Annotated in this window: 23 protein-coding genes; 11 read left to right on the top strand and 12 right to left on the bottom strand. The window is 76.0% G+C overall.

Annotation, left to right across the window (positions count from 1 at the left end; all coding sequences use genetic code 11):
* Positions 1-10: 10 nt before the first annotated feature.
* On the bottom strand, positions 11-892 hold the full coding sequence (gene htpX, locus CLV92_RS05000; RefSeq protein WP_104431723.1) for a zinc metalloprotease HtpX: 882 nt from the start codon (positions 890-892) through the stop codon (positions 11-13).
* Between the two features lie 246 nt (positions 893-1,138).
* Here htpX and CLV92_RS04995 point away from each other — a divergent pair, with 246 nt between their 5' ends.
* From CLV92_RS04995 to CLV92_RS04980, 4 genes are all read left to right on the top strand, one after another.
* Complete coding sequence (locus CLV92_RS04995) at positions 1,139-3,085, top strand: 2-oxoacid:acceptor oxidoreductase subunit alpha (protein ID WP_104431722.1); 1,947 nt, start codon at positions 1,139-1,141, stop codon at positions 3,083-3,085.
* On the top strand, positions 3,082-4,170 hold the full coding sequence (locus tag CLV92_RS04990; RefSeq protein WP_170112720.1) for a 2-oxoacid:ferredoxin oxidoreductase subunit beta: 1,089 nt from the start codon (positions 3,082-3,084) through the stop codon (positions 4,168-4,170). The genes CLV92_RS04995 and CLV92_RS04990 overlap by 4 nt, the downstream gene beginning before the upstream one ends.
* 22 nt (positions 4,171-4,192) lie before the next feature.
* A complete protein-coding gene (gene rarD, locus CLV92_RS04985) occupies positions 4,193-5,185 on the top strand; it encodes an EamA family transporter RarD (RefSeq protein ID WP_104431721.1) in 993 nt (330 codons plus the stop codon).
* 61 nt (positions 5,186-5,246) lie between these two features.
* Entirely contained in the window at positions 5,247-5,960 is a 714-nt protein-coding gene (locus tag CLV92_RS04980) for a DsbA family oxidoreductase (protein WP_104431720.1), read from the top strand.
* Positions 5,961-6,038: 78 nt separating this feature from the next.
* On the opposite strand, the gene CLV92_RS04975 is transcribed toward CLV92_RS04980, so the two are convergent.
* Complete coding sequence (locus tag CLV92_RS04975; RefSeq protein ID WP_104431719.1) at positions 6,039-6,584, bottom strand: DinB family protein; 546 nt, start codon at positions 6,582-6,584, stop codon at positions 6,039-6,041.
* Positions 6,585-6,673: 89 nt separating this feature from the next.
* Here CLV92_RS04975 and CLV92_RS04970 point away from each other — a divergent pair, with 89 nt between their 5' ends.
* Complete coding sequence (locus tag CLV92_RS04970) at positions 6,674-7,675, top strand: helix-turn-helix transcriptional regulator (RefSeq protein ID WP_104431718.1); 1,002 nt, start codon at positions 6,674-6,676, stop codon at positions 7,673-7,675.
* On the opposite strand, the gene CLV92_RS04965 is transcribed toward CLV92_RS04970, so the two are convergent.
* A complete protein-coding gene (locus CLV92_RS04965) occupies positions 7,651-8,457 on the bottom strand; it encodes a glycoside hydrolase family 16 protein (RefSeq protein ID WP_211290880.1) in 807 nt (268 codons plus the stop codon). The two genes, CLV92_RS04970 and CLV92_RS04965, sit on opposite strands and share 25 nt — an antisense overlap.
* A gap of 106 nt (positions 8,458-8,563) precedes the next feature.
* Between CLV92_RS04965 and CLV92_RS04960 the strand changes: the two genes are divergently transcribed.
* The 3 genes from CLV92_RS04960 to CLV92_RS04950 all read left to right on the top strand — a co-directional run bounded on the left by CLV92_RS04960 (position 8,564) and on the right by CLV92_RS04950 (position 11,207).
* The gene (locus tag CLV92_RS04960; RefSeq protein WP_104431716.1) at positions 8,564-9,637 is read left to right on the top strand and encodes an ATP-dependent DNA ligase; all 1,074 of its coding nucleotides are present in this window, start codon (positions 8,564-8,566) and stop codon (positions 9,635-9,637) included.
* Position 9,638: 1 nt separating this feature from the next.
* Positions 9,639-10,652 (top strand): non-homologous end-joining DNA ligase, encoded by a 1,014-nt coding sequence (gene ligD / locus CLV92_RS04955; RefSeq protein ID WP_104431715.1) that lies wholly within the window; start codon positions 9,639-9,641, stop codon positions 10,650-10,652.
* Positions 10,653-10,796: 144 nt separating this feature from the next.
* A complete protein-coding gene (locus CLV92_RS04950; protein WP_104431714.1) occupies positions 10,797-11,207 on the top strand; it encodes a hypothetical protein in 411 nt (136 codons plus the stop codon).
* Here the strand turns inward: CLV92_RS04950 and CLV92_RS04945 are convergent.
* A complete protein-coding gene (locus tag CLV92_RS04945; RefSeq protein ID WP_104431713.1) occupies positions 11,125-12,426 on the bottom strand; it encodes a benzoate/H(+) symporter BenE family transporter in 1,302 nt (433 codons plus the stop codon). The two genes, CLV92_RS04950 and CLV92_RS04945, sit on opposite strands and share 83 nt — an antisense overlap.
* Between CLV92_RS04945 and CLV92_RS04940 the strand changes: the two genes are divergently transcribed.
* From CLV92_RS04940 to CLV92_RS04930, 3 genes are all read left to right on the top strand, one after another.
* Complete coding sequence (locus CLV92_RS04940; RefSeq protein WP_104431712.1) at positions 12,425-13,807, top strand: aminotransferase-like domain-containing protein; 1,383 nt, start codon at positions 12,425-12,427, stop codon at positions 13,805-13,807. The two genes, CLV92_RS04945 and CLV92_RS04940, sit on opposite strands and share 2 nt — an antisense overlap.
* A gap of 123 nt (positions 13,808-13,930) precedes the next feature.
* Positions 13,931-14,398, top strand: a complete 468-nt coding sequence (locus CLV92_RS04935) for a GtrA family protein (RefSeq protein ID WP_104431711.1) — start codon at positions 13,931-13,933, stop codon at positions 14,396-14,398.
* A gap of 165 nt (positions 14,399-14,563) precedes the next feature.
* A complete protein-coding gene (locus tag CLV92_RS04930; RefSeq protein ID WP_104431710.1) occupies positions 14,564-15,472 on the top strand; it encodes a hypothetical protein in 909 nt (302 codons plus the stop codon).
* 46 nt (positions 15,473-15,518) lie between these two features.
* Here the strand turns inward: CLV92_RS04930 and CLV92_RS04925 are convergent, their stop codons facing one another.
* From CLV92_RS04925 to CLV92_RS04890, 8 genes are all read right to left on the bottom strand, one after another.
* Positions 15,519-16,556 (bottom strand): polyprenyl synthetase family protein, encoded by a 1,038-nt coding sequence (locus CLV92_RS04925; RefSeq protein ID WP_104431709.1) that lies wholly within the window; start codon positions 16,554-16,556, stop codon positions 15,519-15,521.
* Positions 16,553-17,863, bottom strand: a complete 1,311-nt coding sequence (locus tag CLV92_RS04920; RefSeq protein WP_104431969.1) for a geranylgeranyl reductase family protein — start codon at positions 17,861-17,863, stop codon at positions 16,553-16,555. The genes CLV92_RS04925 and CLV92_RS04920 overlap by 4 nt, the downstream gene beginning before the upstream one ends.
* Positions 17,864-18,026: 163 nt before the next feature.
* The gene (locus CLV92_RS04915) at positions 18,027-19,202 is read right to left on the bottom strand and encodes a zinc-dependent alcohol dehydrogenase (protein WP_104431708.1); all 1,176 of its coding nucleotides are present in this window, start codon (positions 19,200-19,202) and stop codon (positions 18,027-18,029) included.
* A complete protein-coding gene (locus CLV92_RS04910; protein WP_104431707.1) occupies positions 19,199-19,660 on the bottom strand; it encodes a hypothetical protein in 462 nt (153 codons plus the stop codon). The genes CLV92_RS04915 and CLV92_RS04910 overlap by 4 nt, the downstream gene beginning before the upstream one ends.
* Positions 19,661-19,762: 102 nt before the next feature.
* Positions 19,763-21,460 (bottom strand): putative bifunctional diguanylate cyclase/phosphodiesterase, encoded by a 1,698-nt coding sequence (locus CLV92_RS04905; protein ID WP_158257134.1) that lies wholly within the window; start codon positions 21,458-21,460, stop codon positions 19,763-19,765.
* A 61-nt stretch (positions 21,461-21,521) separates the two neighbouring features.
* Positions 21,522-22,238 carry a demethylmenaquinone methyltransferase gene (locus tag CLV92_RS04900; RefSeq protein WP_245886428.1) on the bottom strand — a complete coding sequence of 239 codons (717 nt, stop codon included), beginning with the start codon at positions 22,236-22,238 and terminating at the stop codon, positions 21,522-21,524.
* Positions 22,239-22,319: 81 nt separating this feature from the next.
* Positions 22,320-24,005, bottom strand: a complete 1,686-nt coding sequence (gene menD / locus CLV92_RS04895; RefSeq protein ID WP_104431705.1) for a 2-succinyl-5-enolpyruvyl-6-hydroxy-3-cyclohexene-1-carboxylic-acid synthase — start codon at positions 24,003-24,005, stop codon at positions 22,320-22,322.
* Between the two features lie 47 nt (positions 24,006-24,052).
* Positions 24,053-24,406 carry a hypothetical protein gene (locus tag CLV92_RS04890; RefSeq protein WP_211290878.1) on the bottom strand — a complete coding sequence of 118 codons (354 nt, stop codon included), beginning with the start codon at positions 24,404-24,406 and terminating at the stop codon, positions 24,053-24,055.
* Between the last annotated feature and the right edge of the window lie 169 nt (positions 24,407-24,575).

Genomic DNA, 24,575 nt, shown 5'->3' with positions numbered 1-24,575 from the left:
CGCCCGGTCCTCAGCGGCGGTAGCCGGCCAGCGCCTCCAGGCGGGCGATGCGCTCCGCCATCGGTGGGTGCGTGGCGAACAGCCTCGCCACGCCCTGCCCGCGGAAGGGGTTGGCGATCATCATGTGGCTGGCGTTGACGAGCTCCCGCTCCGGCGGCAGCGGCAGGGCGCGCGTGCCCATCTCGAGCTTGTGCAGGGCGGAGGCCAGCGCCAGCGGATCCCCGGTGAGGCGGGCGCCGTCCTCGTCCGCGTCGTACTCGCGGGTGCGGCTGATGGCGAGCCGGACGAGGCTCGCGGCCAACGGCGCCATCAGGGACAGCAGGAGCACCGCCAGCGGGTTGGAGCGGCCGGAGTGGTCGCGCCCGCCCATCGCGCCGAAGAGCATCCCGAACTGGGCGATCGACGTGATGAGGCCGGCCAGCGCGGCGGCCACGGAGGAGGTGAGGATGTCGCGGTTGTAGACGTGCATCAGCTCGTGGCCCAGGACCCCGCGCAGCTCCCGCTCGTCGAGCATCTGCAGGATGCCCTCGGTGCAGCAGACCGCGGCGTTGGCCGGGTCGCGGCCGGTGGCGAAGGCGTTCGGGGCCATCGTCGGGGACACGTACAGCCGGGGCATCGGCTGGTGGGCCGCCGTGGACAGCTCCCGCACGATGCGGTGCATGGCCGGCTGCTCCGCCTCTGAGACCGGCCGCGCCCGCATGGCGCGCAGGGCGATCTTGTCGCTGTACCAGTAGCCGTAGAGGGTGCTGCCGAGACCGAGGAGGGCGAAGACGAGGACCAGGCCCGGGATGCGCAGGGAGGCGGCGAGGAGGTAGCCGACGAGCAGCAGCACCCCCCAGATGGCGCCGAAGAGCGCGGCGGTCTTCAGGCCGTTGTGGTGGCGGTGCCCCATGGACCTGCTCCCTCCCGACGGGGCGCCCACGCGTCCCGCCCGCAGCGTTACCCGGCACCGGCACTCCCGCAACGCACGCCGTCCCCGCCCGGTTCCGCCCGGGCCGCGCCGCGGCGAGCCCACAAGGACGGCTTGTGCGCTCACAGAGTGAGACCCCGGTCTCAGGAGGGCCCGCAGCGGGAAGGATCGGGGGCAGCCTCGCCTTACAGTTGCGGAAGCCCCGAGTGAAGGACGGCCACACCCCTCATGAGCGTCAAGCAGGTCCAGCGCGTCGACCGCGTCGTCATCCGCTTCGCTGGTGACTCCGGCGACGGCATGCAGCTCACCGGCGACCGCTTCACCGCGGAGACCGCCGCGCTGGGCAACGACCTCGCCACGCTGCCCAACTTCCCCGCGGAGATCCGCGCCCCTGCCGGGACCGTGCTGGGGGTGTCGAGCTTCCAGCTGCACTTCGCCGACCACGACGTCATGACGCCCGGCGACCACCCGGACGTGCTCGTGGCCATGAACCCGGCGGCGCTGCGCTCCAACCTGGGCGACGTGCGCCGCGGCGGCACGCTCATCGTGGACTCCGACGAGTTCACCAAGCGCAACCTCGCCCGGGTCGGCTACGACGCCAACCCGCTGGAGGACGGCAGCCTGGAGGCCTACCAGCTGCACGCCCTGCCGCTGACCTCGCGCACCGTGGAGGCGCTGGCCGAGTTCGGCCTGACCCGCAAGGACGCCGAGCGCAGCAAGAACATGTACGCCCTCGGGCTCGTCTCGTGGCTGTACAACCGGCCCACCGAGGGCACCGAGCGCTTCCTGCGGACGAAGTTCGGCAAGCGCCCGCAGATCCTGGAGGCCAACCTCGCGGCCTTCCGCGCCGGGTACAACTACGGCGAGACGGTCGAGGGCTTCGCGGTCACCTACGAGATCGCCCCCGCGCCGGCCCCCACGGGCACGTACCGCAACGTCACCGGCAACACCGCCACCGCCTACGGGCTGGTGGCCGCCGCGCACCGCGCCGGCCTGCCGCTGGTGCTGGGGTCGTACCCGATCACCCCGGCCTCCGACATCCTGCACGCGCTGTCGGGCATGAAGCGCTTCGGCGTCACCACCATCCAGGCCGAGGACGAGATCGCCGGCATCGGCGCCGCCCTGGGCGCCTCGTACGGCGGCGCGCTCGGCGTCACGACGACCTCCGGCCCCGGTCTCGCGCTGAAGGCGGAGACCATCGGCCTGGCCGTCATGCTGGAGCTGCCGCTGGTGATCATCGACGTGCAGCGCGGCGGTCCCTCGACCGGCCTGCCCACCAAGACCGAGCAGGCGGACCTGCTGCAGGCGATGTACGGGCGCAACGGCGAGGCGCCCCTGCCCGTCGTCGCGCCCCGCTCCCCCGCCGACTGCTTCGACGCCGCGGTGGAGGCCTGCCGGATCGCGCTGAAGTACCGCACGCCCGTGATGCTGCTCTCCGACGGCTACCTCGCCAACGGCTCCGAGCCGTGGCTGCTGCCGGCGGTGTCCTCGCTGCCGGACCTGACGGTGGAGTTCACCACCCAGCCCAACGCGACCGCCGAGGACGGCACCCCCGTCTTCCGGCCCTACCTGCGCGACCCCGAGACCCTGGCCCGCCCCTGGGCGGTGCCGGGCACGCCGGGGCTGGAGCACCGCATCGGCGGCCTGGAGAAGGCCGACGGCAGCGGGGAGATCTCCTACGACCCCGACAACCACGAGAAGATGGTGCTGCTCCGGCAGGCCAAGGTGGACGGCGTGGACGTCCCCGACGTGGAGGTCGACGACCCCGGTGCCGCCACCGGCGAGCGCGCCGACGTGCTGGTGCTGGGCTGGGGCTCCACGTACGGCCCCATCGCCGCGGCGGCCCGCGCGGTGCGGGCGGGCGGCCAGCGGGTGGCCACCGCGCACCTGCGCCACGTCAACCCCTTCCCCGCCAACCTCGGGCAGGTCCTGCGCTCCTACAGGCGCGTGGTCGTCCCCGAGATGAACCTGGGGCAGCTGCGGATGCTGCTGCGCGCCCAGTACCTGGTGGACGTCATCGGCTACAACCGGGTGCGCGGCCTGCCGTTCACCTCCTCCGAGCTGGCCGAGGTCATCTCCGCCCACCTCGGCGGGCCGTCCGACGAGCCCACCGACCAGACCCTCCGCGACCTGAGCGCGGACACCACCGACGACCTGACGGGAGCGGGCCGGTGACCTCCATCCCCCTGCAGATCCCCACCTACCGCGGGTCCACCGAGGGCCTGCGCGACGTGCCGCACCTCGACGAGGGCGTGGCGCTGAAGAAGAAGGACTTCACCTCCGCCTCGGAGGTGCGCTGGTGCCCGGGCTGCGGCGACTACGCGATCCTCGCCGCCGTGCAGGGCTTCCTCCCGGAGCTGGGCATCCGCCGGGAGAACATCGTCTGCATCTCCGGGATCGGCTGCGCCTCCCGCTTCCCGTACTACCTCGAGTCCTACGGGATGCACTCCATCCACGGGCGCGCCCCGACGATCGCGACGGGGCTGGCGACCTCCCGGCCCGACCTGTCCGTGTGGATCGTGACCGGCGACGGGGACTCCCTCTCCATCGGCGGCAACCACCTCATCCACGCGCTGCGCCGCAACGTGAACCTGACGATCCTGCTGTTCAACAACCGGATCTACGGCCTCACGAAGGGGCAGTACTCCCCCACCTCGGAGATCGGCAAGGTCACCAAGTCGACCCCGGCGGGCAGCGTGGACGCCCCCTTCGACCCGGTGTCGCTGGCCCTGGGTGCGGAGGCGACCTTCGTGGCGCGGACCACCGACTCCGACCGCAAGCAGCTCACCTCCGTGCTGCGGGCGGCGGCGGAGCACCGCGGCGCGGCCCTGGTGGAGATCTTCCAGAACTGCCCGATCTTCAACGACGGCGCGTTCGACGTGCTCAAGGACCGCGAGCAGGCCGAGGCCCGCATCGTGCGCCTCGTCGACGGCGAGGTCATCCGCAGCGGCGACCGGGTGGCGGTGCGCGCGGCGGGCGGCGGCGTGGAGATGGTGCCCGAGGCCGAGCTGGGCGGGCGCGAGCCGCTCGTCCACGACGTCGCGGCGACCGACCCGTCGCAGGCGTTCGCCCTCGCGCGGCTGTCCGAGCCGGGCATGGGCAGCGTGCCGATGGGCGTGTTCCGCTCCGTGGCCCGGCCCACCTACGACGACCTGGCCCGCGAGCAGGTGGCAGCGGCGCAGGAGAAGGCCGGTGGTCCCGCCACCGACGCGGACCTCGAGGCGCTGCTGGCGGGGAACGACACCTGGTCCGTGGCGTGAGCCGCACCGCTGCGGAGCGGTGGTGAGGCGCGGGGGCGCTCCTTCGGGAGCCGCCTCCGCGCCTTCGCGCGTCACCGCCCTCGGCGATCGCACCGGTGTCCTCGCGGGCGCCGGTGCGTACGCGCTCTGGGGGGTCTTCCCGCTCTTCTTCGTCCTCCTGCAGCCCGCCGGCCCGATCGAGGTCCTCGCCCACCGCGTCGTGTGGTCCCTGGCCGTCTGCGCGGTGGTGGTGACGCTGCTGCGCGGCTGGCCGGTGCTGCTGCGGGTGCTGCGCAACCCCGCCCAGCTGGCGCTGCTGGCGGTGGCGGCGGTCGTCATCGCCGTCAACTGGGGCGTCTACATCTACGCCGTCCACATCGGCCACGTCCTCGAGGCGTCGCTGGGCTACTTCATCAACCCCCTCGTCACCGTCCTCTTCGGCGTGCTGCTGCTGGGCGAGCGGCTGCGGCCGTGGCAGTGGGCGGCGGTGGGCACGGGGGCGGTGGCGGTGGTGGTGCTCACCGTCGCCCACGGGCGGCTGCCGTGGATCGCGCTCGTCCTGGCGTTCTCCTTCGCCGTCTACGGCCTCGTGAAGAACCGGGTGGGCCGCCGCGGCGGGGGCGTGGACGCCCTCTCCAGCCTCAGCGTGGAGACCATGCTGCTCTTCCTGCCCGCCGCGGTGACCCTCGCGGTGCTCGGCGCGAGCGGGCAGGCCACCTTCACCGGCCACGGCGCCGGGCACGGCGCACTGCTGGCGGCCACCGGCCTGGTGACCGCGGTGCCGCTGCTGCTGTTCGCCGTGGCGGCGCGGCGGGTTCCGCTGACGACCATCGGGCTGCTGCAGTACGGCGCGCCGGTGCTGCAGTTCGTGTGCGGGCTGCTGCTCGGGGAGACGATGCCGGCGGCCCGCTGGGCGGGCTTCGGCCTGGTGTGGGTGGCGCTCGTGGTGCTGACGGTGGACACCGTGCGGGGTTCCCGGCAGGGGCGGGGGATGTCGCAGGCGGCGGTGCGGCCCGTCGAGCCGGTCGTGGAGTAGCCCGGAACAGCACCGGCTCCCCCGAAGTTGTTGAAGGCAGGACATCTTCGGGAGGAGTGCTGTGAAGGTCGAGATCTGGTCCGACGTCGTCTGCCCCTGGTGCTACATCGGCAAGCGCCGCTTCGAGGCCGCGCTGGCGCGCTTCGAGCACCGCGACGACGTCGAGGTGGAGTGGAAGGCGTTCGAGCTGGACCCCTCTGCGGAGTCCGCGGACGCCTCCGCCGGCGGTGACGACTACGCCCGGCGCCTCGCCGCCAAGTACGGCACGAGCGTGGAGCAGGCCCGGCAGATGCTGGACTCCATGACCGCGGCCGCCGCCGAGGAGGGCCTCGACTTCCACTTCGAGAGGGCGGTGCGCGCCAACACCGCCGACGCCCACCAGGTGATCCTGCTCGCTGCCGGGCACGGACTGCAGGACGCGGTGAAGGAGCGCCTGCTGCGGGCGTACTTCACGGAGGGTGCGGCCGTGGGCGTGCGCGACGTGCTCGTGGACCTGGCGGCCGAGGCGGGTCTCGACCGGGAGGAGGTGCGCGCCGCCCTGGCCGAGGACCGCCACCTGGCCGAGGTGCGCGCGGAGGAGGCCGAGGCCGCCGCCCTGGGCGTGCGCGGGGTGCCGTTCTTCGTCGTGGACCGCAGGTACGGCGTCTCGGGCGCCCAGCCCGCGGAGCACCTGCTCGCGGTGCTGCAGCGGGCGTGGGAGGAGAGCCGGCCGCTCACCGTCGTCGGGGCCGACACCGCGGCAGGAGCCTGCGGCCCGGACGGCTGCTCGATCTGACCGCCGGCCCTCGCGCACGGTCCACCCGCTCCCGGCCGTCCCGCCGGAGCGGAGAGCGGACGGACCGCGTGCGGGGGCTCAGCCCATCGTCCTCGCGCCGTCGAGGGACTCGCGGATGATGTCGGCGTGCCCGGCGTGCTGGGCGGTCTCGGCGATGACGTGCAGCAGCACCCGCCGCGCCGACCAGCGCGCGCCCGGCTCGAACCACGGCGCCTCCGGCAGCGGGTGGGCGACGTCCAGGCTGGGCAGGCTCGCCACCAGCTCGTCGGTGCGCGCTGCCACCTCCTCGTAGCGCTCCAGCAGCCCGGCGAGGGTCTCCTGCGCGCCCATGACGTGCTCGTCCGCCCAGGCGGCCGCCTCCTCGTCGGCGTCGGCCCCGTCGGGGAACGCGGAGGGGCCCACCTGGACGAACCGGGCCCAGACCGCCTCGGTGCCGCCGACGTGCTTGATGAGCCCGCCGAGGTGCAGCTCGCTCACGGTGGTCCGCTCCCGCGCCTGCTCGTCGGTGAGGTCGCGGACGGTGTGGCGCAGGAAGTGCCGGGCGGTCCGCAGGCTCTGCAGCAGCTCCGCCCGCTCGCCGGTGAGGGCGCTCGTGGTCTCGACGGCCGTGGTCTCGACGCTCATGATCGGATCCTTTCCTCGCTGGCCTGATGGGACGAGGCTAGGAACGACAGGTGCCAGTTCCTGTCCTCAATTCCGGGCAGACTTCCGGCATGGGCGACACCGGCTCCCGCACCCTGCGCCTGCTGTCCCTGCTCCAGGGGCGGCGCTGGTGGCCCGGGGCGGAGCTGGCCGAGCGCCTCGGGGTGTCGGTGCGGACCCTGCGCCGCGACATGGACCGGCTGCGGGAGCTCGGCTACCCCGTCGAGGCGCAGCGCGGGGTGGACGGCGGCTACCAGCTGGCCCCCGGCGCCGCCCTGCCCCCGCTCGTCCTCGACGACGAGGAGGCCGTGGCGCTGGCCGTGGGCCTGCAGTCCGCCGCCCAGGCCCCCGTGGCCGGCACCGCGGAGGCGTCCCTGCGGGCCCTGTCCAAGGTCGTGCAGGTGATGCCCGCCCGGCTGCGGCGGCAGGTGGAGGCCCTGCGCGCGGCCACCGTCTCGGCGCCATGGCAGCAGGCAGCGGAACCACTGCCGGTCGGGCCGCTGACGGCGGTGGCGGTGGCCTGCCGCGACGCCGAGCGGCTGCGCTTCGACTACGTCACCGCCGACGGCCGCAGCGGCGCCCGCCACGTCGAGCCGCACCGGCTCGTGCCGCTGGGGCGGCGCTGGTACCTCGTGGCGTACGACCTCGAGCGCCACGACTGGCGCAGCTTCCGCCTCGACCGGGTGGAGGCGCCCCGCGGGACGGGGGCCCGCTTCGCCCCGCGGCAGCCGCCCGCCGCGGACGCCGCCGCGTTCGTCCGCGCCGGCATCGCGGCGCTCGCCCGCCCGATCGAGGTGGAGGCCGTCGTCCGCGCCCCGGCCGCCGTCGTCCGGCAGCGCATCGGCCGGTGGGCGGAGGCGGAGGACGTGGCCGGGGAGGCGGGCCCGGCGTGCCGGGTGCGGATGCAGGCCGACGACGAGGGCTGGGCCGTGATGGCCCTGGGCAGCCTCGGGGTGGAGTTCACCGTCGTGGAGCCGCCGGAGCTGCGGGCGCGCCTGCGGGAGGTCGCTGCGCGGTTGGAGCGGGCGGCGGGGTTGAGCGCCGCGCCTCAGCGCACCCCCACGGGGCGGTAGCCGCGGAAGGAGTCCACGACGAACTCCTTCGGGTACGGGTGCGGCTCGTCGCCGGCGGGCTGGTCGCGGAACTCGAAGACGTCGAGCATGAACTGCATGGGGTAGTCCGGCGCCTGGTGCACGACCTTGACGGGCCGGCCGTCCACGGCGAACTCCACCCGGCCCGGCAGCCAGTCCACGGCGTAGGTGTGGAACTCCCGCGCGTCGAGGTCGAGGGGCACCGCCTCGAACTCGTCGCTGATCCGGGGGTCCCCGAAGGGGTGGACGCCCATCCCCACCCGGGCGCGGTGCGGCTCGACGTCGCGGCCGAAGACCTCCATCACGCAGATCTCCGCGGAGTGCTCCGACACGTCCTCGACGCCGATCATCCAGAGCGCGACCATGCAGCGGGGGTCGGCGAGCGCCTTCGCACGCAGCTCGAAGCGGCCGTAGTGCGGGGTGTAGAGCAGCCGCGGCGCCTGGGCCTCGCGGACCACGACGTCGGGGTTGAACCGGTGCTGCCCCTCGCGGCTGCCGAGGGGCCCGGCGAGCACGCCCGTCTGCAGGTTGGAGACCCGCAGCTGCCCGTCGAACTCGGGGCACCAGGGCTGCTGGTCCTCCTCGATGCACAGGCGCAGCGTGCCGTCGCCGAGGACGTAGCGGGCACGGGACGCCTCCCGGCTGCTCCACTGGGGCAGGTAGTGCGGGATCCACAGGGAGGAGTCCAGCTCCGCCCCCTCGAAGAGGTCCTCCCGCTCCAGCTCGAAGCGCACCGCTCCCACCGCCGCCGTTCCCACGACCACCCCGCCCTCCCCGTTCCGAGGCGGCACAGCATGCGGCACGGCTCCGACACGACCGCCGCCGCCCCGAGCGGATGCCCGTGTCGGGGGGCTGGGGCAGCATGCGGCCATGGACCTGCCCGTGCAGCCACCCGTCACGCCGATGCTCGCCCGCGCCGCGAAGGCCCTGCCGGAGCAGCCGGCCGAGGCGCCGGGCTGGTCCTACGAGCCGAAGTGGGACGGCTTCCGCTGCCTGGTCTTCCGCGACGGCGACGAGGTGGTGCTGGGCTCGCGCGGCTCCAAGCCCCTGACCCGCTACTTCCCCGAGGTCGTCGCGGCGGCGCTGGCTGAGCTGCCGCCGCGGGTCGTCGTGGACGGGGAGCTGTTCGTGCCGGCGGCGGACGGGCGGCGCCTGGACTGGGACGCGCTGTCGCAGCGGATCCACCCCGCCGCCAGCCGGATCGCGATGCTCTCCGAGCAGACGCCGGCGCGCTTCGTCGCCTTCGACCTGCTCGCGTGCGGCGAGGAGGACCTGACCGCCGCCCCGTTCGCACAGCGCCGGGCACGGCTGGTGGGGGCGCTGGCCGGAGCCGGGGCCACCTTCTCGGTGACCAGCGCCACCACCGACCGCGACCGCGCGATCGAGTGGTTCACCCGCTTCGAGGGCGCGGGCCTGGACGGGGTGGTCGCCAAGCCGCTCGCAGGCCCGTACTCCCCCGGCGAGCGCACGATGACGAAGGTGAAGCACTCCCGCACCGCCGAGTGCGTCGTGATGGGCTACCGGCCCCACAAGAGCATCGACGACGGGATCGGCTCGATGCTGCTGGGCCTCCACGACGACGGGGAGCTGCACATGGTGGGCGGCGCGTCCGCCTTCACCACCGCCCGGCGCAGGGAGCTGCTGGAGCAGTTCCAGGAGCTGCGGGTGGGCGCGGACGTCACCACGGCGGGCGAGCCGAACCGCTGGCAGCGGCGGGAGGACGACTCCTGGGTCCCGCTGCGCCCGGAGCTGGTCGCCGAGGTCCGTTACGACCAGATGGAGGGCCAGCGGTTCCGGCACGCGGTGCAGTTCCTGCGCTGGCGCCCGGACAAGGAGCCGGCCCAGTGCACGCGCGACCAGCTCGACGCCCCGGCCGACTACGACCTGGCCGACGTGCTCTCGGGCGCGGCGCCGCGGGGCGCGGGCACCGGGCAGGAGGGCTGAGATGGCGAGGTCGGCCGCGGAGGAGATCGACGTCGACGGCGTCGCGGTGCGCGTGACGAGCCCGGACAAGCAGTATTTCGCCGCCCTCGGCGAGGCGGGGACGAAGCGCGCGGTGCTGGAGTACTACCGGGCCGTGGCGCCCACGCTGCTCGCCGCCGTGCGCGACCGCCCCACCTACCTGCAGCGCTTCCCCGACGGGATCGAGGGCGAGGAGGTCTACCAGAAGCGGATCCCCGCCCACGCCCCCGAGTTCGTCCGGACCTGCCGGGTCACGTTCCCCTCCGGGCGCAGCGCCGAGGCCCTGCGCCCGGACTCCACCGCGGCGCTGGTGTGGGCGGCCCAGCAGTCCTGCATCACCTTCCACCCGTGGCACGCCCGCTGCCCCGACGTGGACTCCCCCGACGAGCTGCGCATCGACCTCGACCCGCAGCCGGGCACGGGCTTCGATGAGGCCCGCACCGTCGCCCTGGAGCACCTGCGCCCGCTGCTGGAGGAGCTGGGCTACGCGGGCCACCCCAAGACCAGCGGCGGGCGCGGCCTCCACGTGTTCGTGCGCATCGAGCCGCGGTGGACGTTCACGGAGCTGCGCCGCGCGGCCATCGCGCTGGCACGGGAGGTGGAGCGGCGCGCCGGGAACCTCGTGACGACGGCGTGGTGGAAGGAGGAGCGGGGCGCGCAGATCTTCGTCGACTACAACCAGAACGCCCGCGACCGCACGATCGCGAGCGCGTACTCGCTGCGCCGCACCCCCCGCGCCACCGTGTCCACCCCGGTGACGTGGGAGGAGCTGGTGGACGTCGACCCGGACGACCTGACGATCTCGACGGTTCCCGCGCGCCTGGCGGCGGTGGGCGACCCGTGGGCGGGGCCCTGGGCCGCGCACGGCCTGGAGCCGCTGCTTGAGCTCGCCGAGCGGGACGAGGCCGGCGGGCTCGGCGACCTGCCCTACCCGCCGAACTACCCGAAGATGCCGGGCGAGCCGAAGCGGGTGCAGCCGTCGAAGGCGAAGCGCTGAGCGCCCACCCCCCGGAGGCGGCCCCCCGCGCGGATCCCCCCGTTCGGCCCCGGGGCGGGCGATCCCGGTCGTACGGTGGCCGTGCCGTGCCGGTCCGGGCACCGCGGTCGCGGATCCGGACGGCAGCACGGGGACGGAGGGGTCATGGCCGCTGACCAGTGCCGCTGCGGGGACCAGCCGGACGCGGCAGGTCCTGCGGGGCCGGCGCCCTGCCGGCGGTGCCGCCCCGCTCGCTCCCCGCTGCGCCGGACCCTGGCCGACGCCCGGCGCGCCGTCGCCGGTGCCCTGCGGCGCACGGCCCGGGACGGGGACGGGGCCGGACCGCGGGACGGGGACCTGCTGGTGCAGGAGCTGACGCGGCTGGCCGGGGACCCGTCCGTGGGCACCGACTGGCGCAGCCGCCTCACCACCCTGCTCCTGCAGCACGAGCGGGGCGAGCTCGGCTCCGCCGCCCCGGCCGCGGCCGGACCGGTCATCCCGCTACCGGCGCCCCGGACGGGTCCCGCGGAGCAGGTGCGGCTGGACCTGCGCGCCGACGCCGCCGGGAACCGCTGACCCGAGCCCCGGAGGCACCGCGCCCGGCGGTCAGCACCAGCCACACGCAGGTGCCCGTCAGCAGCCCCCAGAAGGCGCTGCCCACGCCGGCCGCCGTCAGGCCGGAGGCGGTCACGACGAGCGTCACGAGCGCCGCGGTGCCCGTGGGCCCGTCGGCCTCCATCGAGGAGCGCAGCGCCGCCAGGAGCGGGGCGAGCAGCGCCGTGCCGGCCAGCGCCGCGACGAGCTCGGCGGGCAGGGCGGCGAAGACGGAGACCAGGCCGGTGCTGAACAGCGCGACGAGCAGGTTGCCCACCCCGCAGACGAGACCCGCGACGTAGCGGCGGCCGGGATCGGGGTGGGCGTCGGGGCCGGTGCAGATCGCCGCGGACAGGGCGGCGAGGTTCGTGGCGTGGCCGCCGAAGGGGGTCAGCACCGCCGAGACGGCCGACACCGAGCCGACGAGCAGCCGGTCGTCGGGTGCGTACCCGCTGGAGCGCAGCACCGCGAGACCGGGGGCGTTCTGCGAGGCCATCGTCACCAGGAGCAGCGGCAGGCCGATGGCCAGCAGGGCCGAGGGGTCGAGCGTCGGCGTCGTCCACACCGGCCGCGTCGGGGAGAGGTCGAGCGAGAGGCCGGCGAAGCCCCCCGTGAGGGCGGCCGCCGAGGCGCCCGCGAGCAGGGCGAGGGGCACGGCGTAGCGCTCGGCGAGGCGCCGGCCCAGCAGGAAGGCCCCGACCGTGGAGCCGGCGATCAGCGGCGCGGTGGCGACGGCGCCGGCCGCGCGGATGACGAAGGGCAGCAGGGCCCCGGCGAGCAGCGCCGTGAGCAGGGGCTGCGGCAGCGCGGCCAGGACCCGCCCGAACCAGCCGGTGAAGCCGAGGACGGCGGCGAGGAGGCTGGCGAGGAGGAAGGCACCGACGGCGTCGGAGAACCGGTACCCGCCGAGCACCCCGAGCAGGAGGGCGGCGCCGGGCGTGGAGAAGGCCACCACCACGGGGGTGCGGGTGAACAGGCTGAGCAGGACGCCGGACACGCCGCTGCCGAGCGCCAGCGCCCACACCCAGGAGGCGGTGTGCGCCGCGTCGAGCCCCGCCCGCTGCGCGGCCTCGACCACGAGGGCGAAGGGGCCGGCGTAGGAGACGACGACGGCGACCACCCCCGCGACCACGGCGGACAGCGACGCGTCACGCAGTACCGCGACTCCCCCAAAGCGAGTACCACTACTCTGTTTCTTCATGAACGACGGTAGCAGAGCCGCCGAGGTTGCCGACGAGCTCCGACAGCGCATCCACACCGCCCCGCCCGGGCACCTGCTGCCACCCACCCGCGTGCTCTGCGCGGAGTTCGCCGCCAGCCCCGTCACGGTCGGCCGCGCCCTCGCGCAGCTGGCGGCCGCGGGCCTCGTCCGCACCGACCCGGGCCGCGGCACGTTCGTCCTGCCCCGCCGCGAACGGCGCGAGCCCGACCTGTCCTGGCAGGCCGTGGCGCTCAGCGCCCCCCGCATCGACGCCGCCATCACCGCCCCCCTCGACCCCGGCAACGCACCCGGCGCCGTCCCCCTGTCCTGGGGCTACCTCGCCCCCGAGCTGCAGCCCCGCCAGGCCCTGCAGGCCGCCTTCGCGCGCACCAGCCGCCGCGGCGGGGTCTGGGACACCGCCCCCACCGCAGGCATCCCGGAGCTGCGCCGCGTCCTCGCCGCCCCCGTCGGCGTCGACCCCGCCGACGTGCTCGTCGTCCCCGGCGGCCAGGCCGCGCTGGCCGTGGTGCTGCGCACCGTCGGCACCCCCGGCGCGCCCCTCCTCGTGGAGGACCCCACCTACCCCGGCGCGATCGCCGCCGCCCAGGCCGCCGGCATGACCCCCGTCCCCGTCCCCACCGACGCCGACGGCGTGCGGACCGACCTCCTCGACGACCTCTTCGCCCGCACCGGCGCCGCCCTCGCCTACCTGCAGCCCACCTACGCCAACCCCACGGGCACCGTCACCTCCCCCCAGCGGCGCGCCGAGATCCTGCAGGTGGCCGCCCGCCGCAACGCCTTCGTGCTGGAGGACGACTGGGCCCGCCACCTCTCCCTCGACGGCCAGGCACCGCGCCCCCTCGTCGCCGACGACCCCGACGGGCACGTCGTCCACATCACGTCGTTGTCCAAGCCCGCCTCCCCCAGCCTGCGCATCGGGGCCCTCGTCGCCCGCGGGCCCGCCCTGGAGCGGCTGCGCAGCGCCCGGGTCGCCGACGACCTCTTCGTGGCGCGGCCCCTGCAGGAGACCGCCGCCGAGCTGCTGGCCTCGCCGGAGTGGAGCCGGCACCTCAAGCGGCTGCGCACCGCGCTCGAGCGGCGCCGCGACGTCCTGCACGCCGGCCTGCGGGCGGCGCTGCCGCAGCTGTCCCCGGCCCCACCGCCGCGCGGCGGCCTGCACCTGTGGGTGCGCCTGCCCGCGGGCAGCGACTCCACGGCCGTCACCCGCGCCACCCGCGAGGCCGGCGTCCTGGTGGGCGACGGGCGCGGCTACTTCGCCCGCGAGGCCCCCGCCCCCTACCTCCGGCTCAGCTTCGGCGCCCTCGGCGAGGACCAGGTGCCCGCCGCGGTCGACGTGCTGGCCCGCCACCTGCCCGGCTGACCCGATCGGGTGACCTGTCCGACACGCCCCCGCTCCAGGTGTCGATCCGGCCCCGACGGGGGAACATGAAGACGTGACCTCGGCGACCAGGACGCCGGCCCCTCGTCCCCGGAGGCTCGCGCCATGACCGCCACGACCGGCCCCACGCCCACGGGGGCGCACCGCAGCAGGGCGGTGGAGCGCGCCGTGCGCCGGCGCTCCCTGGCGCAGCTGGTGCGCGAGTCGGCGGGCTTCGTCTTCGTGGGGGCCGTCACGACCGGCGCCTACCTCGTGCTGCTGTTCGCGCTGGAGCCCTACCTCGGCAGCTACCCGGCCAACATCCTGTCGGTGCTCATCACCTCGGTGGCGAACACGGCCTGGAACCGCAGCCTGAGCTTCGGCGTCCACGGCAACGACGACGTCGGGCGCCACCACCTCCAGGGGCTGTTCACCTGCCTGCTGTCGATGGCCCTCACCAGCGCCTGCATCGCGCTGCTGGCCGCCGCGGGCACCACCGACACCGCCGTGCGCAGCGTCGTGCTGGTCGTGGCCAACGCGGGCGCCGGGATCCTGCACTTCCTGCTGCTGAAGGTCTGGGTCTTCGGCCGCTGAGCGACGCCGGGCGGCGGCCGGGGCGCCTGCCGACCCCGGCGGCAGCCCCGCCACCCCGGCCCGGCACCGGCCCCGTGGCGCGGCACCGGGCGCCGGACCTCGATAGGTTCCCTGCGCGACAGGGCGCCACCGCGGTGGCGGCGCCCGGAACCGACGGGAGAGTGCGTGACGACGGCCCTGCTGGCGGCGCTGGGCGCCTCCACCGGATACGCACTCGCCGCCGTCCTGCAGGCCCTGGCGGTGCGCCGCAGCGGCATCGGCGCCGCCGCCCTGGCCCGCTCCCCCTGGTACCTGCTGGCGCTGCTGGGCGACGGCACGGCGTGGCTGCTGTCGCTGATGGCGCTGCGCCGCCTGCCCCTGTTCACCGTGCAGTCCATCCTCGCCGGCTCCCTCGCCCTCACGGTGGTGCTGGCACGGCTGTTCCTCGGGGCGCGGCTGCGCCGGGTGGACACCGTGGCCATCGTCGTCATGGTGTGCTCGCTCGCGGCCGTGGGCGGCGCCGGGCAGGAGTCGCGCGCCACCGCCCTCGGCCCGCACGCCACCGCGGGGCTGCTGGCGGTCGTGGCCGCGCTCCTGCTGACCTACGTCACGGCCGGGCTGGTGGAGCGCCGCCCCCGCGGGCGCGCCCTGCCCGGGTGGGCGTTCGCGGCGCTGGCCGGGCTGTCCTTCTCCTGCGCGGCCGTGGCCGCCCGCGCCATCCACGCCCCCGGCCCGCCGCACCTGCCCGGCGGTGAGGGCCCACCCGGCTCCCACGACCCGCCCCTGGACCTGGTGCAGCTGCTCACCGAACCGCTGGCGTGGACGGTGGTCGTCGCCGGCGTGCTCGGCATCCGCGCCTACGCCGCCGCGATGCACCACGGGGGCATCGGCAAGGCCGCTGCGCTGCTGTGGGGCATGGAGGTCGTCGCCTCGGCGCTGGCCGGCCTGCACCTGCTGGGCGACGACGTGCGGCCGGGCTGGGAGCTGACGGCGACCCTCGGGGTGACCGGGGTGCTCGTCTCCGCCGTCGTGCTCGCCCTCTCCCCCGGTGAGCGCGCCGCGGAGGAGGGCCACCCGCTGCCCCCGCCCCTGTGACGGGGCGTCCCGCGCCGCGGGCGGACCTGCGGGGCGGGGACGCCCGTCAGCCGACGCGGTCGGCGACCGAGGCCGCGTAGGTCGCCAGCGCCTGCGCCGCCGGGCCCTGCGGAAGCGGCACGAGGGCGCGCTGGGCCCGCTCGGCCCACTCCCGCGCCGTCGCCCGCGCCGCCTCGGTGACCGGGTGCGCCCGCAGCAGCGCCACCGCCTCGGCGAGGACCTCGTCGTCGTCGAGGCGGCCCGAGTCGAGGAGGTCCACGACGGCCCTCGCCCTCGCGTCGCCGTCGGCGGCGGCCCGCCGCGCCAGCAGCACCGGCAGGGTGGGCACCCCCTCGCGCAGGTCGGTGCCCGGCCGCTTGCCGGACTCCCCGACGTCGCTGGTCAGGTCGAGGACGTCGTCGGCGAGCTGGAAGGCCACCCCGACGTCCTCGCCGTAGCGGATCATCACCTCCACCGTGGCGTCGTCGCAGCCGCCGAACATGGCGCCGAAGCGGCCGGCGGTGGCGATGAGGGAGGCCGTCTTGTCCGAGAGCACCCCCAGGTAGTGCGCCACCGGGTCCTCCTCGGGGCCCGGCCCGACCGTCTCGTGCAGCTGCCCGAGGCAGAGCCGCTCGAACGTGGTGGCCTGGATGCGCACCGCCTCGGGCCCCAGGCCGGCGACGAGGTTGGAGGCGCGGGCGAAGAGCAGGTCCCCGGTGAGGATGGCGACGTTGTTGCCCCACACCTGGTGCGCGGCGGGCGCCCCGCGCCGCGTGGGCGCGGAGTCCATGACGTCGTCGTGGTACAGCGACGCCAGGTGCGTCAGCTCCACGACGACGGCCGCCTCCACCACCCGGGGGTCGGCGGGGTCGCCCAGGTGCGCGCCCAGCAGCGTCAGCATCGGCCGGACCCGCTTGCCGCCCGCCTCCACGAGGTGGCGGGAGGCGGAGTCGGCGAGGGCGTCGGTGCTCGTCACCGCCTCCCGCAGGCGCGCCTCCACCTCCTCCAGGCCGCGGCGCAGCGAGGGCTCCAGGCCCGCGTCGGAAGTGGGCAGCCCGCCGGGAGCGGCCGCGACGGGCTCGTTGGACAGCAGCGGCCGGCTCATGCGGACGGCGCCAGACGCGTCAGGGCGGCGATCACCCGGTCGGAGGCGTCGCCGCCGCGGGGCTCGCCGAGGTTGGCGAGCAGCTTCACGACGAGCCGCATGAGGCCGGGGCGGGGTAGGCCGTAGCGGGTCGCCACGCGCATGACCTCCGGATGGCCGATGAGGGACACGAACACACGTCCCAGGGTGTAGTACCCGCCCAGTTCGGCGCGAACCGCCTCGGGGTAGGTGTGCAGCACGCGCTCGCGGGAGCGCTCGTCGCGGGCGTCCAGCGCGGCGTCCACGACCTGCGCGGCCAGCCGCCCCGACTGCATCGCATAGGCGATGCCCTCCCCGTTGAACGGGTTGACCATGCCGCCGCAGTCGCCGACCAGGACGAGGCCGCGGCTGTAGTGCGGGGTGCGGTTGAACGCCATCGGCAGGGCGGCGCCGCGGATGGGCCCCACCTGCTGCTCCGGGGTGAAGCCCCACTCCGGCGGCATGCTGCTCAGCCAGCGGCGCAGCAGGTCCCGGTAGTCGATGCGGCCGGTGCCGGCGGTGGAGTCCAGCACGCCCAGGCCGACGTTGCTGCTGCCGTCGCCCACGCCGAAGACCCAGCCGTAGCCGGGCAGGAGGTCGGCGCTGCCGCTCTCGCGCAGCTCCAGCCAGCTCTCCATCCAGTCGTCGTCGGAGCGGGGGCTGCGGAAGTAGGTGCGCACGGCGATGCCGAGGGGGCGGTCCTCCCGCTTGCGCAGCCCGAGGGCGAGCGCCATCCGCCCGGAGACGCCGTCGGCGGCGACCACCACGGGGGCGCGCAGCACCCGCTCCTCCCCGGCGCGGCGGCCCTCGGCGTCGACCTCGCGCACGCGCACGCCCACGACGTGACCGGTGCGCTCGTCGAGGACGGGCGCGGTGACGGCGGTGCGCTCGCAGACGACGGCACCGGCGCGGCGGGCGTGGGCGGCGAGGGCGGCGTCGAAGCCCATCCGGGTGTGGACGAGGCCGTGGCCGGGGAAGGCGGACAGCTCCGGCCACGGCACCTGCATCCGCAGGCCCCCGCCGACGAGGCGCAGCCCCCGGTTCGGCATCCAGCCCTCTTCCCGGGGGGTGGGGACGCCGAGCAGGTCGAGCTCGCGCACGGCCCGGGGGGTGAGCCCGTCACCGCAGACCTTCTCGCGGGGGAAGGCGGTCTTCTCGCAGACCACGACGCGTCGGCCGGTGGCGGCCAGGTGGGCGGCGAAGGCGCTGCCGGCCGGGCCGGCGCCCACGACGACGACGTCCGCGTCGCGCCCGCCGTGCGCGTCGGCGCGGGTTCCCGCGTCCAGCAGCTCCGCCGGCGCTGCAGCCTGCACGACGTCCTCCGTCCGGGCGCCCGTCCGCGGGCAGTTCGTGAATTCCTTCACGAGCGAGTCTAGGACTCCCACGGACCCGGCGCGGCGGGACGAGGGGTGAGGAGGGCCACTCGGCCCCCCGCCCCGGCCGGGTCCACTCCTAGCGGGAGGGGTCGAACACGGCCCGCACGCAGCCGTCCTCCTTCTCCTTGAAGAGGCGGAAACCCTCCGGCGCCTGCTCCAGCGGCATGACGTGGGTGGCCAGGTGCTCGGTCGGCAGCTCCCCCGCCGCGATCCGCTCCAGCAGCATCGGCGTCCAGCGCTGCCCGTGCTGCTGCGCACCGCGCAGGGTGAGGCCCTTGTTCATCACGGCCCCGAGGGGGAACTTGTCGACCAGCGCGGCGAAGACCCCGAGGACGAACACGCTGCCGCCCTTGCGGCAGGCCATCACCGCCTCCCGCACGGCCGAGGGGCGGTCGGTCTGCAGGAACAGCTGCTGCTTGACCTTGTCGTAGGCGTGCTGCAGGCCCGGGGTGTGGGCCTCCATGCCGACGGCCTCGATGCAGACGTCGGGACCGCGCCCGCCGCTGAGCTCGCGCAGCTCCCCCACCACGTCGGTGGCGGTGTAGTCGAGCACGTCGGCGCCGATGCGGTCACGGGCCTGCCCGAGGCGCTCCGGCAGCCGGTCGATGACGACCACGCGTTCCGCGCCGAGGAGGATCGCGGCGCGCGCGGCCATCTGGCCCACGCCGCCGGCGCCCCAGACGGCCACCACGTCACCGGGCCGCACGCCGCCCAGCTCCGCGCCCATCCAGCCGGTGGGGGCCGCGTCGGAGGCGAACAGCGCGGCGGTGTCGGAGAGGCCCTCGGGGACGGGGAAGGCGCCGACGTCGGCGAAGGGCACCCGGACGTACTCGGCGTGGCTGCCGGCGAAGCCGCCGGTGGCGTGGGTGTACCCGAAGCAGCCGCCGATCGACTGTCCCCAGGTCGTCTCGGTGATGCCGGGGTTGGGGTTGCTGTTGTCGCAGAGGGTGTACTCCTGCTGCGTGCAGTACCAGCAGCTCCCGCAGGCGATGAAGGAGTTCACGACGACGCGGTCGCCGACCCGGTGCCGGCGCACGGCGCTGCCCACCTCGACGACCTCGCCGAGGAACTCGTGCCCGAGGACGTCACCGGAGCGCGCGAAGGGGACGTAGCCCCCGACCAGGTGCAGGTCGGAGCCGCAGGCGGTGCTGAGGCGGATCCTGAGGATGACGTCGTGGTCGTTGAGGATCTGCGGGTCCGGCACGGTCTCCACGCGCAGGTCGTTGACCCCGTTCCAGCACAGCGCCCTCACAGCGCCCCCTCCCCCGGTGCGCGGCGGACGACGGCGTCGAGCAGGGCCCCCGTGGGTGTGGCCTTCCGCCTCCCGGCGGGACGGGGGTCGACGCGGAGCACCGAGCCCGCCTCCAGCAGTTGCTTCGACTCGCGCAGCGCGGTGCGCAGCACGCGGCGGGGGTCCTGCCCGTCGCGCGGCGGTGGCGCGCTCGGCCGCATCCGGACGGCGAGCTCCGTGCCGCGGTCGCCGGGGGCGGGCTGCACCCGCACCTCCACGGCGTCGCCGAGATCGGCGAGCGGCTGCGGGGGCGTGCCGTCGACGAGGACCTCCTCGGGGGCGCGCAGCACGGTGACGACGTGCCAGCGCAGCGCGCCGGCGCCGGCTTCCGCCCCGGCGCGGAAGCGCCGGGCGACGGCGGCTCCGGCGCCCGCACCTGCTCCCGCCAGGGCTATCGACGCGAGGACGCTGCGCTTCACGGGTACCTCCGGATGCTGTGCGCCCGGACCGGGCGCTGGACCCGACCACCCTGACCCCGCCCCCAGGAGGCGGCAACCGGGGACGGGTGCCGCCGGGGACCGTCAGCGCGACGCGGGCGGCGAGAGCATCCGGCGCAGGGAGGCGGCGGGCATGGGGTGGGCGAGGTGGAAGCCCTGCGCCTCGTCGACCCCGAGGCCCCGCAGCGCCTCCAGCTGCCCGGCGTTCTCCACGCCCTCGCCCACGACGCGCAGCCCCAGCGCGTGCCCGAGGTCGACGACGGCGCGGATGATGGCGGCGCTGCCCGGGGCGGTGGTGAGGTCGCTGAGGAAGGCCCGGTCGAGCTTGAGCGTGGTCACGGGCAGCCGCTGCAGCCAGGCGAGGGAGGAGTAGCCGCTGCCGAAGTCGTCCAGCGCCACCCCCACACCCAGGTCGCGCACGTCCTGCAGCACCGCGACGGCGGCCCGCATGTTCGTGAGGACCTGCCCCTCGGTGACCTCCAGCTCCAGGCGCGCCGGCGGCAGCCCCGTGACCGCCAGCACGTCGCGCACCAGCTCGACCAGCAGCGGGGACGTCACCTGGCGGGCGGAGAGGTTGACCTGCACCAGGGGGGTCTCCGCCGCGCTCCCCCACCGCGCGGCCTCCTCGCAGGCACGGCGCAGCACCCACTCACCCACCGGCAGCACGAGGCCGCCGTCGTCCACCACGTCGAGGAACTCCACCGGCAGCAGCAGCCCCTCGTCGGGGTGCTGCCAGCGCAGCAGGGCCTCCACGCCGCTGATCCGCCCGGAGGTGATGTGCACCTTGGGCTGGTAGTGCAGCAGGAACTCCTCGCGCTCCAGCGCCCCGTACAGGCCCGACTCGACGTGGTAGCGGCGCCGGGAGGCCGCGCGCATCTCCTCGCCGAAGACGTGCACCCGGCGCCGGCCCGCGCGCTTGGCGGCGTAGAGGGCGGTGTCCGCCTCGCTGAGCACGCGCTCCACGGGCGCCGGCCTGTCGGTGGTGCTGACCCCCACCGACAGGCCCACCTGGACGTCGCGGTCCTCGATGCGCAGCGCGGGGGGCACGGCGGCGCGCAGCCGTTCGGCCAGGTCGTGCGCAGCGTCGGTGCTCTCGAGGTCCTCGCACAGCACGACGAACTCGTCGCCGCCGAAGCGGGCGAGGGTGTCGGCGGGACGCAGCGCCCCGCGCAGGGCGGTGGCCACCTGCTGCAGGAGCCGGTCGCCGACGCCGTGGCCGAGGGTGTCGTTGACCTGCTTGAAGTGGTCGAGGTCGCAGTACAGGACGGCGAGCGTGGCGGGGTGCCGCTCGAGGCGGGCCATCGCCACGTCGAGGCGGTCCAGGAAGAGCCTGCGGTTGGGCAGGCCGGTGAGGACGTCGTGGGTGGCCTGCTCCTGCAGCAGGGCCTCGGCGCGGCGCAGCCCGGTGATGTCGCGGTACTGGGCCACGACGAGGTCGGGGCCGGCGGCACGGGCGTAGACGGCGAAGGTGCGCCCGTGCAGCGCCGGGTCGGAGGTGGGGCCGGAGCCGTCGTACTCGCTGAGCAGGCAGCCGCCGTCCTCGAGCATGGCCGTGAAGACGTCGAGGAAGGGGCTGTCCTCCCGCGACCAGGCCTCCAGCATCGAGCGCCCGGCGAGCGGCCGTCCCGCGTTGAGCTCCGCGGTGTCGTTGGTCAGCGCGTAGGTGAAGTCGACGACCCGGCCGTCCTCGTCGCGGACGGCGCGCATGACGAGGAGCGCGTCGTGCGGGTGCAGCATCAGCGCCTCGACCAGCGCCCGCCCCAGCTCCGGCTCGTCCCCCATGGCGGGGATGGTGCCAACAGGGCGGGGGTACGGCATCCGCAGCCCGCCCGTGGCGGCGGCCTCAGCCCCGGCGGGGGATCCGGCCGCGGTGCAGGGCGACGACGCCGCCGGAGAGGTTGCGCCACGCCACGTCGGACCAGCCGGCGCCCTGGATGCGGGCGGCGAGCGCGGGCTGGTCGGGCCAGGCGCGGATGGACTCGGCGAGGTAGTCGTAGGCGTCGGGGTGGGAGCTGAAGCGGCGGGCGACGGCGGGCAGTGCGCGCACGAGGTACTCGCCGTAGACGGTGGCGAAGGGCCGCCAGGTGGGCGTGGAGAACTCGCACACGACCAGGCGCCCGCCCGGCTTGGTCACGCGAGCCGTCTCACGCAGGGCGGCGTCGGGGTCGACGACGTTGCGCAGGCCGAAGGAGATCGTGACGGCGTCGAACGTGGCGTCGGCGAACGGCAGCCGGGTGGCGTCGCCGGCGGTGAAGGGCAGGTCGGGGCGGCGGCGCTTGCCGACGCGGAGCATGCCGAGGGAGAAGTCGCAGGGGACGGCGTGCACGCCGGCGTCGGCGAACGGCTCGGTGGAGGTGCCCGTGCCGGCGGCGAGGTCGAGGACGTGCTCGCCGGGGCGGGCGTCGACGGCGCGGACCACGGCGCGGCGCCAGCGGCGGTCCTGCCCGAGGGAGAGCAGGTCGTTGGTGAGGTCGTAGCGCTCGGCGACGTCGTCGAACATGGCCGAGACCTCGGCGGGGCGCTTGCCGAGGTCGGCGCGGACGGGCTCGGGGCTGCTCACCCCCCGATGGTGGCAGGCCACCGCCGGGGCCCGCGCAGCGACTCCGGCGGCCCCCAGACCACGGTCCTCAGGCCACGGTCCTCAGGCCACGGCCTCCCGCACGGCCGCGGCGATGCGCTGCTGCACCGGCCGCACCCGGGCCCGGTCGAGGCGGACCTCCACCACGCTCGTGCCCGCCGGCGGCGCCGCCAGCGCCGCGCGCAGGCCGGCCAGGTCGGGCACCAGCCGGTGCGCCACGCCGTAGCCGCGGCACAGCGCCGCCACGTCCGCACCGTGCGGGGTGCCGAACACCCGCTCGAACACCGCCCGGTCCACGGCGTCGGCGTGCTCCAGCAACTCGAAGATGCCGCCGCCGTCGTCGTTGACCAGCACCACCTGCAGGTCCGGGCGCACCTCCCCCGGGCCGACGAGCAGGCCGTTGACGTCGTGCAGGAACGCCAGGTCCCCCACCAGCAGCCGGGTCGGCGCGCCCCCCGCCGCTGCGGGCGCGGCCAGCGCGACCCCCGACGCCGTGGACACCGTGCCGTCGATGCCCGCCAGGCCCCGGCTCGCGAACACCGGCGCGGGGCCCGGCGCCCCCGCCAGGTCCAGGTCCCGCACCGCGTTGCTCGCCGCCACCACCAGCGCCCCGGGCCCCGCGTGCGCGGCCGCGGCCACCTCCCGCGCCACCAGCGGCCCCGTCAGCACCCCCTCGACCGCGAGGCCGTCCAGCACCGAGTCCACCGCGGCCGCCGCCGCCCGCCCCGCACCCGCCCAGGCGTCGAGCCACCCGCCGTCGCCGGTGCGCGCCGGCGCGGCCACCCCCGCCAGGACCCGGCGGGCGCGGAACCCCGCATCCGGCCACGCCCCGCCCGGCGACACCACCACGACCTCCACGTCCGCGCGCGCCAGCAGCCGCGACACCGGCCGCGACAGCGTCGGCCTGCCCACCACCACCACCCGCTCGATGCGCCGGCCCAGCCGCTCCTCCTCCAGCAGCAGCCGGTACGGACCGACCGCCGCACCGCAGCGCGCCCCCGAGGAGGGCTCCGCCAGCAGCGGCCAGCCCGCCTCCGCCGCCAGCCGCCCCGCGGCCGCACCCGCACCGTCGCCCGCCACGACGACCGTGCGCGGGCCGGGCTCCAGCGGCACGGCGGCCGGCGCCGCCCCCGGCACGACCTCCGTCAGTCCCGCGGTGCCCTCGACGTCCTCGGGCCGGCGCAGGTCGCCGTCCGGGGTCAGCGGCTCCCGGAAGCCGAGGTTCGCGTGCACCGGCCCCGGATCCCCGCCGCGGGTGCCGCGAGCCGCCGCCACCAGCCGGCTCAGCGCCGAGCGCCACCCCGGCGCCTGCCCCGCGCGCTCCTCCGCCGCCGGCACGTCCACGGCCAGCCGCACCGCCGCGCCGAACAGCGCCGCCTGCAGGTCGCTCGTCTGGTTCGCGCCGCTGCCGCGGACCTCGTGCGGGCGGTCGGCCGTCAGCACCAGCAGCGGCACCCGGGCGTGGTGGGCCTCCAGCACCGCCGGGTGCAGGTTCGCCACGGCGGTGCCGCTCGTCGTCACGACCGCCGCCAGCCCGTCCGGCAGGGCCTTGGCCAGCCCCAGGGCGCAGAACGCGGCGCTGCGCTCGTCGATGCGCACGTGCAGGTGCAGCCGCCCCGCCGCCTCCGCCGCGGCCAGCGCATAGGCGAGGGGGGCGCTGCGGGAGCCGGGGCAGAGGACGACGTGGCGCAGGCCCAGGCGCACCAGGGAGTCGACGACGACCGCGGCCAGCGCCGTGGAGGGGTTCACGTCCCGAGTCTCGCCCCTGACCGGGCGGGGCGTCGGCGCGGGTGGCCTCAGTGCGGGGAGTAGCCGCCGTCGGTGAGGCCGGCCTCCACCTCGAAGCGGTTGCGCTGCGCCCGCCGCCCCGCCAGCACGTAGAGCAGCGCGAACAGGCAGCCGTGGCGGCGCCACTGCTCGACGTGGACGCGCTCGTGGCGCAGCCGGCGCGCCGAGCGGGCGACGGGCGCGGAGCCGGTGAGGTAGGTGTCGCCGAAGGTCACGCCGCCGCGGGGGAAGGCCCAGCGGGGCAGGCCCCAGCAGACGTGCAGGTCGCCGTGCTGCTCGTGCCGCGCGCCGAGCAGCCGCGCGTAGGCCCGCGCCAGCAGCCCCACCGCGGCCGCCTGCCGCACCCTGCCGACCCCCCTCACCACCCCAGTGTCGCGCCCCCCGCGCTCCCTCCACCTCCGGAAAGGGTCCTCTCCGTGCCCCGGGAGGGGCCCCTCCCCCGGAAAGGACCCTTTCCGGGGCCCAGGAGGGGTCTCGGGCAACGGAAAGGGTCCTTTCCGGGGGTGGGCGGGGCCGGGGCGGGGCCGGGGC

Origin of the sequence: Kineococcus xinjiangensis (assembly GCF_002934625.1) — a bacterium.
Lineage (GTDB): Bacteria > Actinomycetota > Actinomycetes > Actinomycetales > Kineococcaceae > Kineococcus_A > Kineococcus_A xinjiangensis.
This window is presented reverse-complemented; position numbering and strand designations above follow the sequence as displayed.

Bases quoted from the DNA above. Each gene is read 5' to 3' on its own strand.
- CLV92_RS04950 (WP_104431714.1), top strand. From the start codon at position 10,797: ATGGCCGCTGACCAGTGCCGCTGCGGGGACCAGCCGGACGCGGCAGGT.
- CLV92_RS04905 (WP_158257134.1), bottom strand. From the start codon at position 21,460: ATGGGGGACGAGCCGGAGCTGGGGCGGGCGCTGGTCGAGGCGCTGATG.
- CLV92_RS04970 (WP_104431718.1), top strand. From the start codon at position 6,674: ATGGGCGACACCGGCTCCCGCACCCTGCGCCTGCTGTCCCTGCTCCAG.
- CLV92_RS04940 (WP_104431712.1), top strand. From the start codon at position 12,425: ATGAACGACGGTAGCAGAGCCGCCGAGGTTGCCGACGAGCTCCGACAG.
- CLV92_RS04960 (WP_104431716.1), top strand. From the start codon at position 8,564: ATGGACCTGCCCGTGCAGCCACCCGTCACGCCGATGCTCGCCCGCGCC.
- CLV92_RS04925 (WP_104431709.1), bottom strand. From the start codon at position 16,556: ATGAGCCGGCCGCTGCTGTCCAACGAGCCCGTCGCGGCCGCTCCCGGC.
- CLV92_RS04995 (WP_104431722.1), top strand. From the start codon at position 1,139: ATGAGCGTCAAGCAGGTCCAGCGCGTCGACCGCGTCGTCATCCGCTTC.
- ligD (WP_104431715.1), top strand. From the start codon at position 9,639: ATGGCGAGGTCGGCCGCGGAGGAGATCGACGTCGACGGCGTCGCGGTG.
- htpX (WP_104431723.1), bottom strand. From the start codon at position 892: ATGGGGCACCGCCACCACAACGGCCTGAAGACCGCCGCGCTCTTCGGC.
- CLV92_RS04975 (WP_104431719.1), bottom strand. From the start codon at position 6,584: ATGAGCGTCGAGACCACGGCCGTCGAGACCACGAGCGCCCTCACCGGC.
- CLV92_RS04935 (WP_104431711.1), top strand. From the start codon at position 13,931: ATGACCGCCACGACCGGCCCCACGCCCACGGGGGCGCACCGCAGCAGG.
- CLV92_RS04945 (WP_104431713.1), bottom strand. From the start codon at position 12,426: ATGAAGAAACAGAGTAGTGGTACTCGCTTTGGGGGAGTCGCGGTACTG.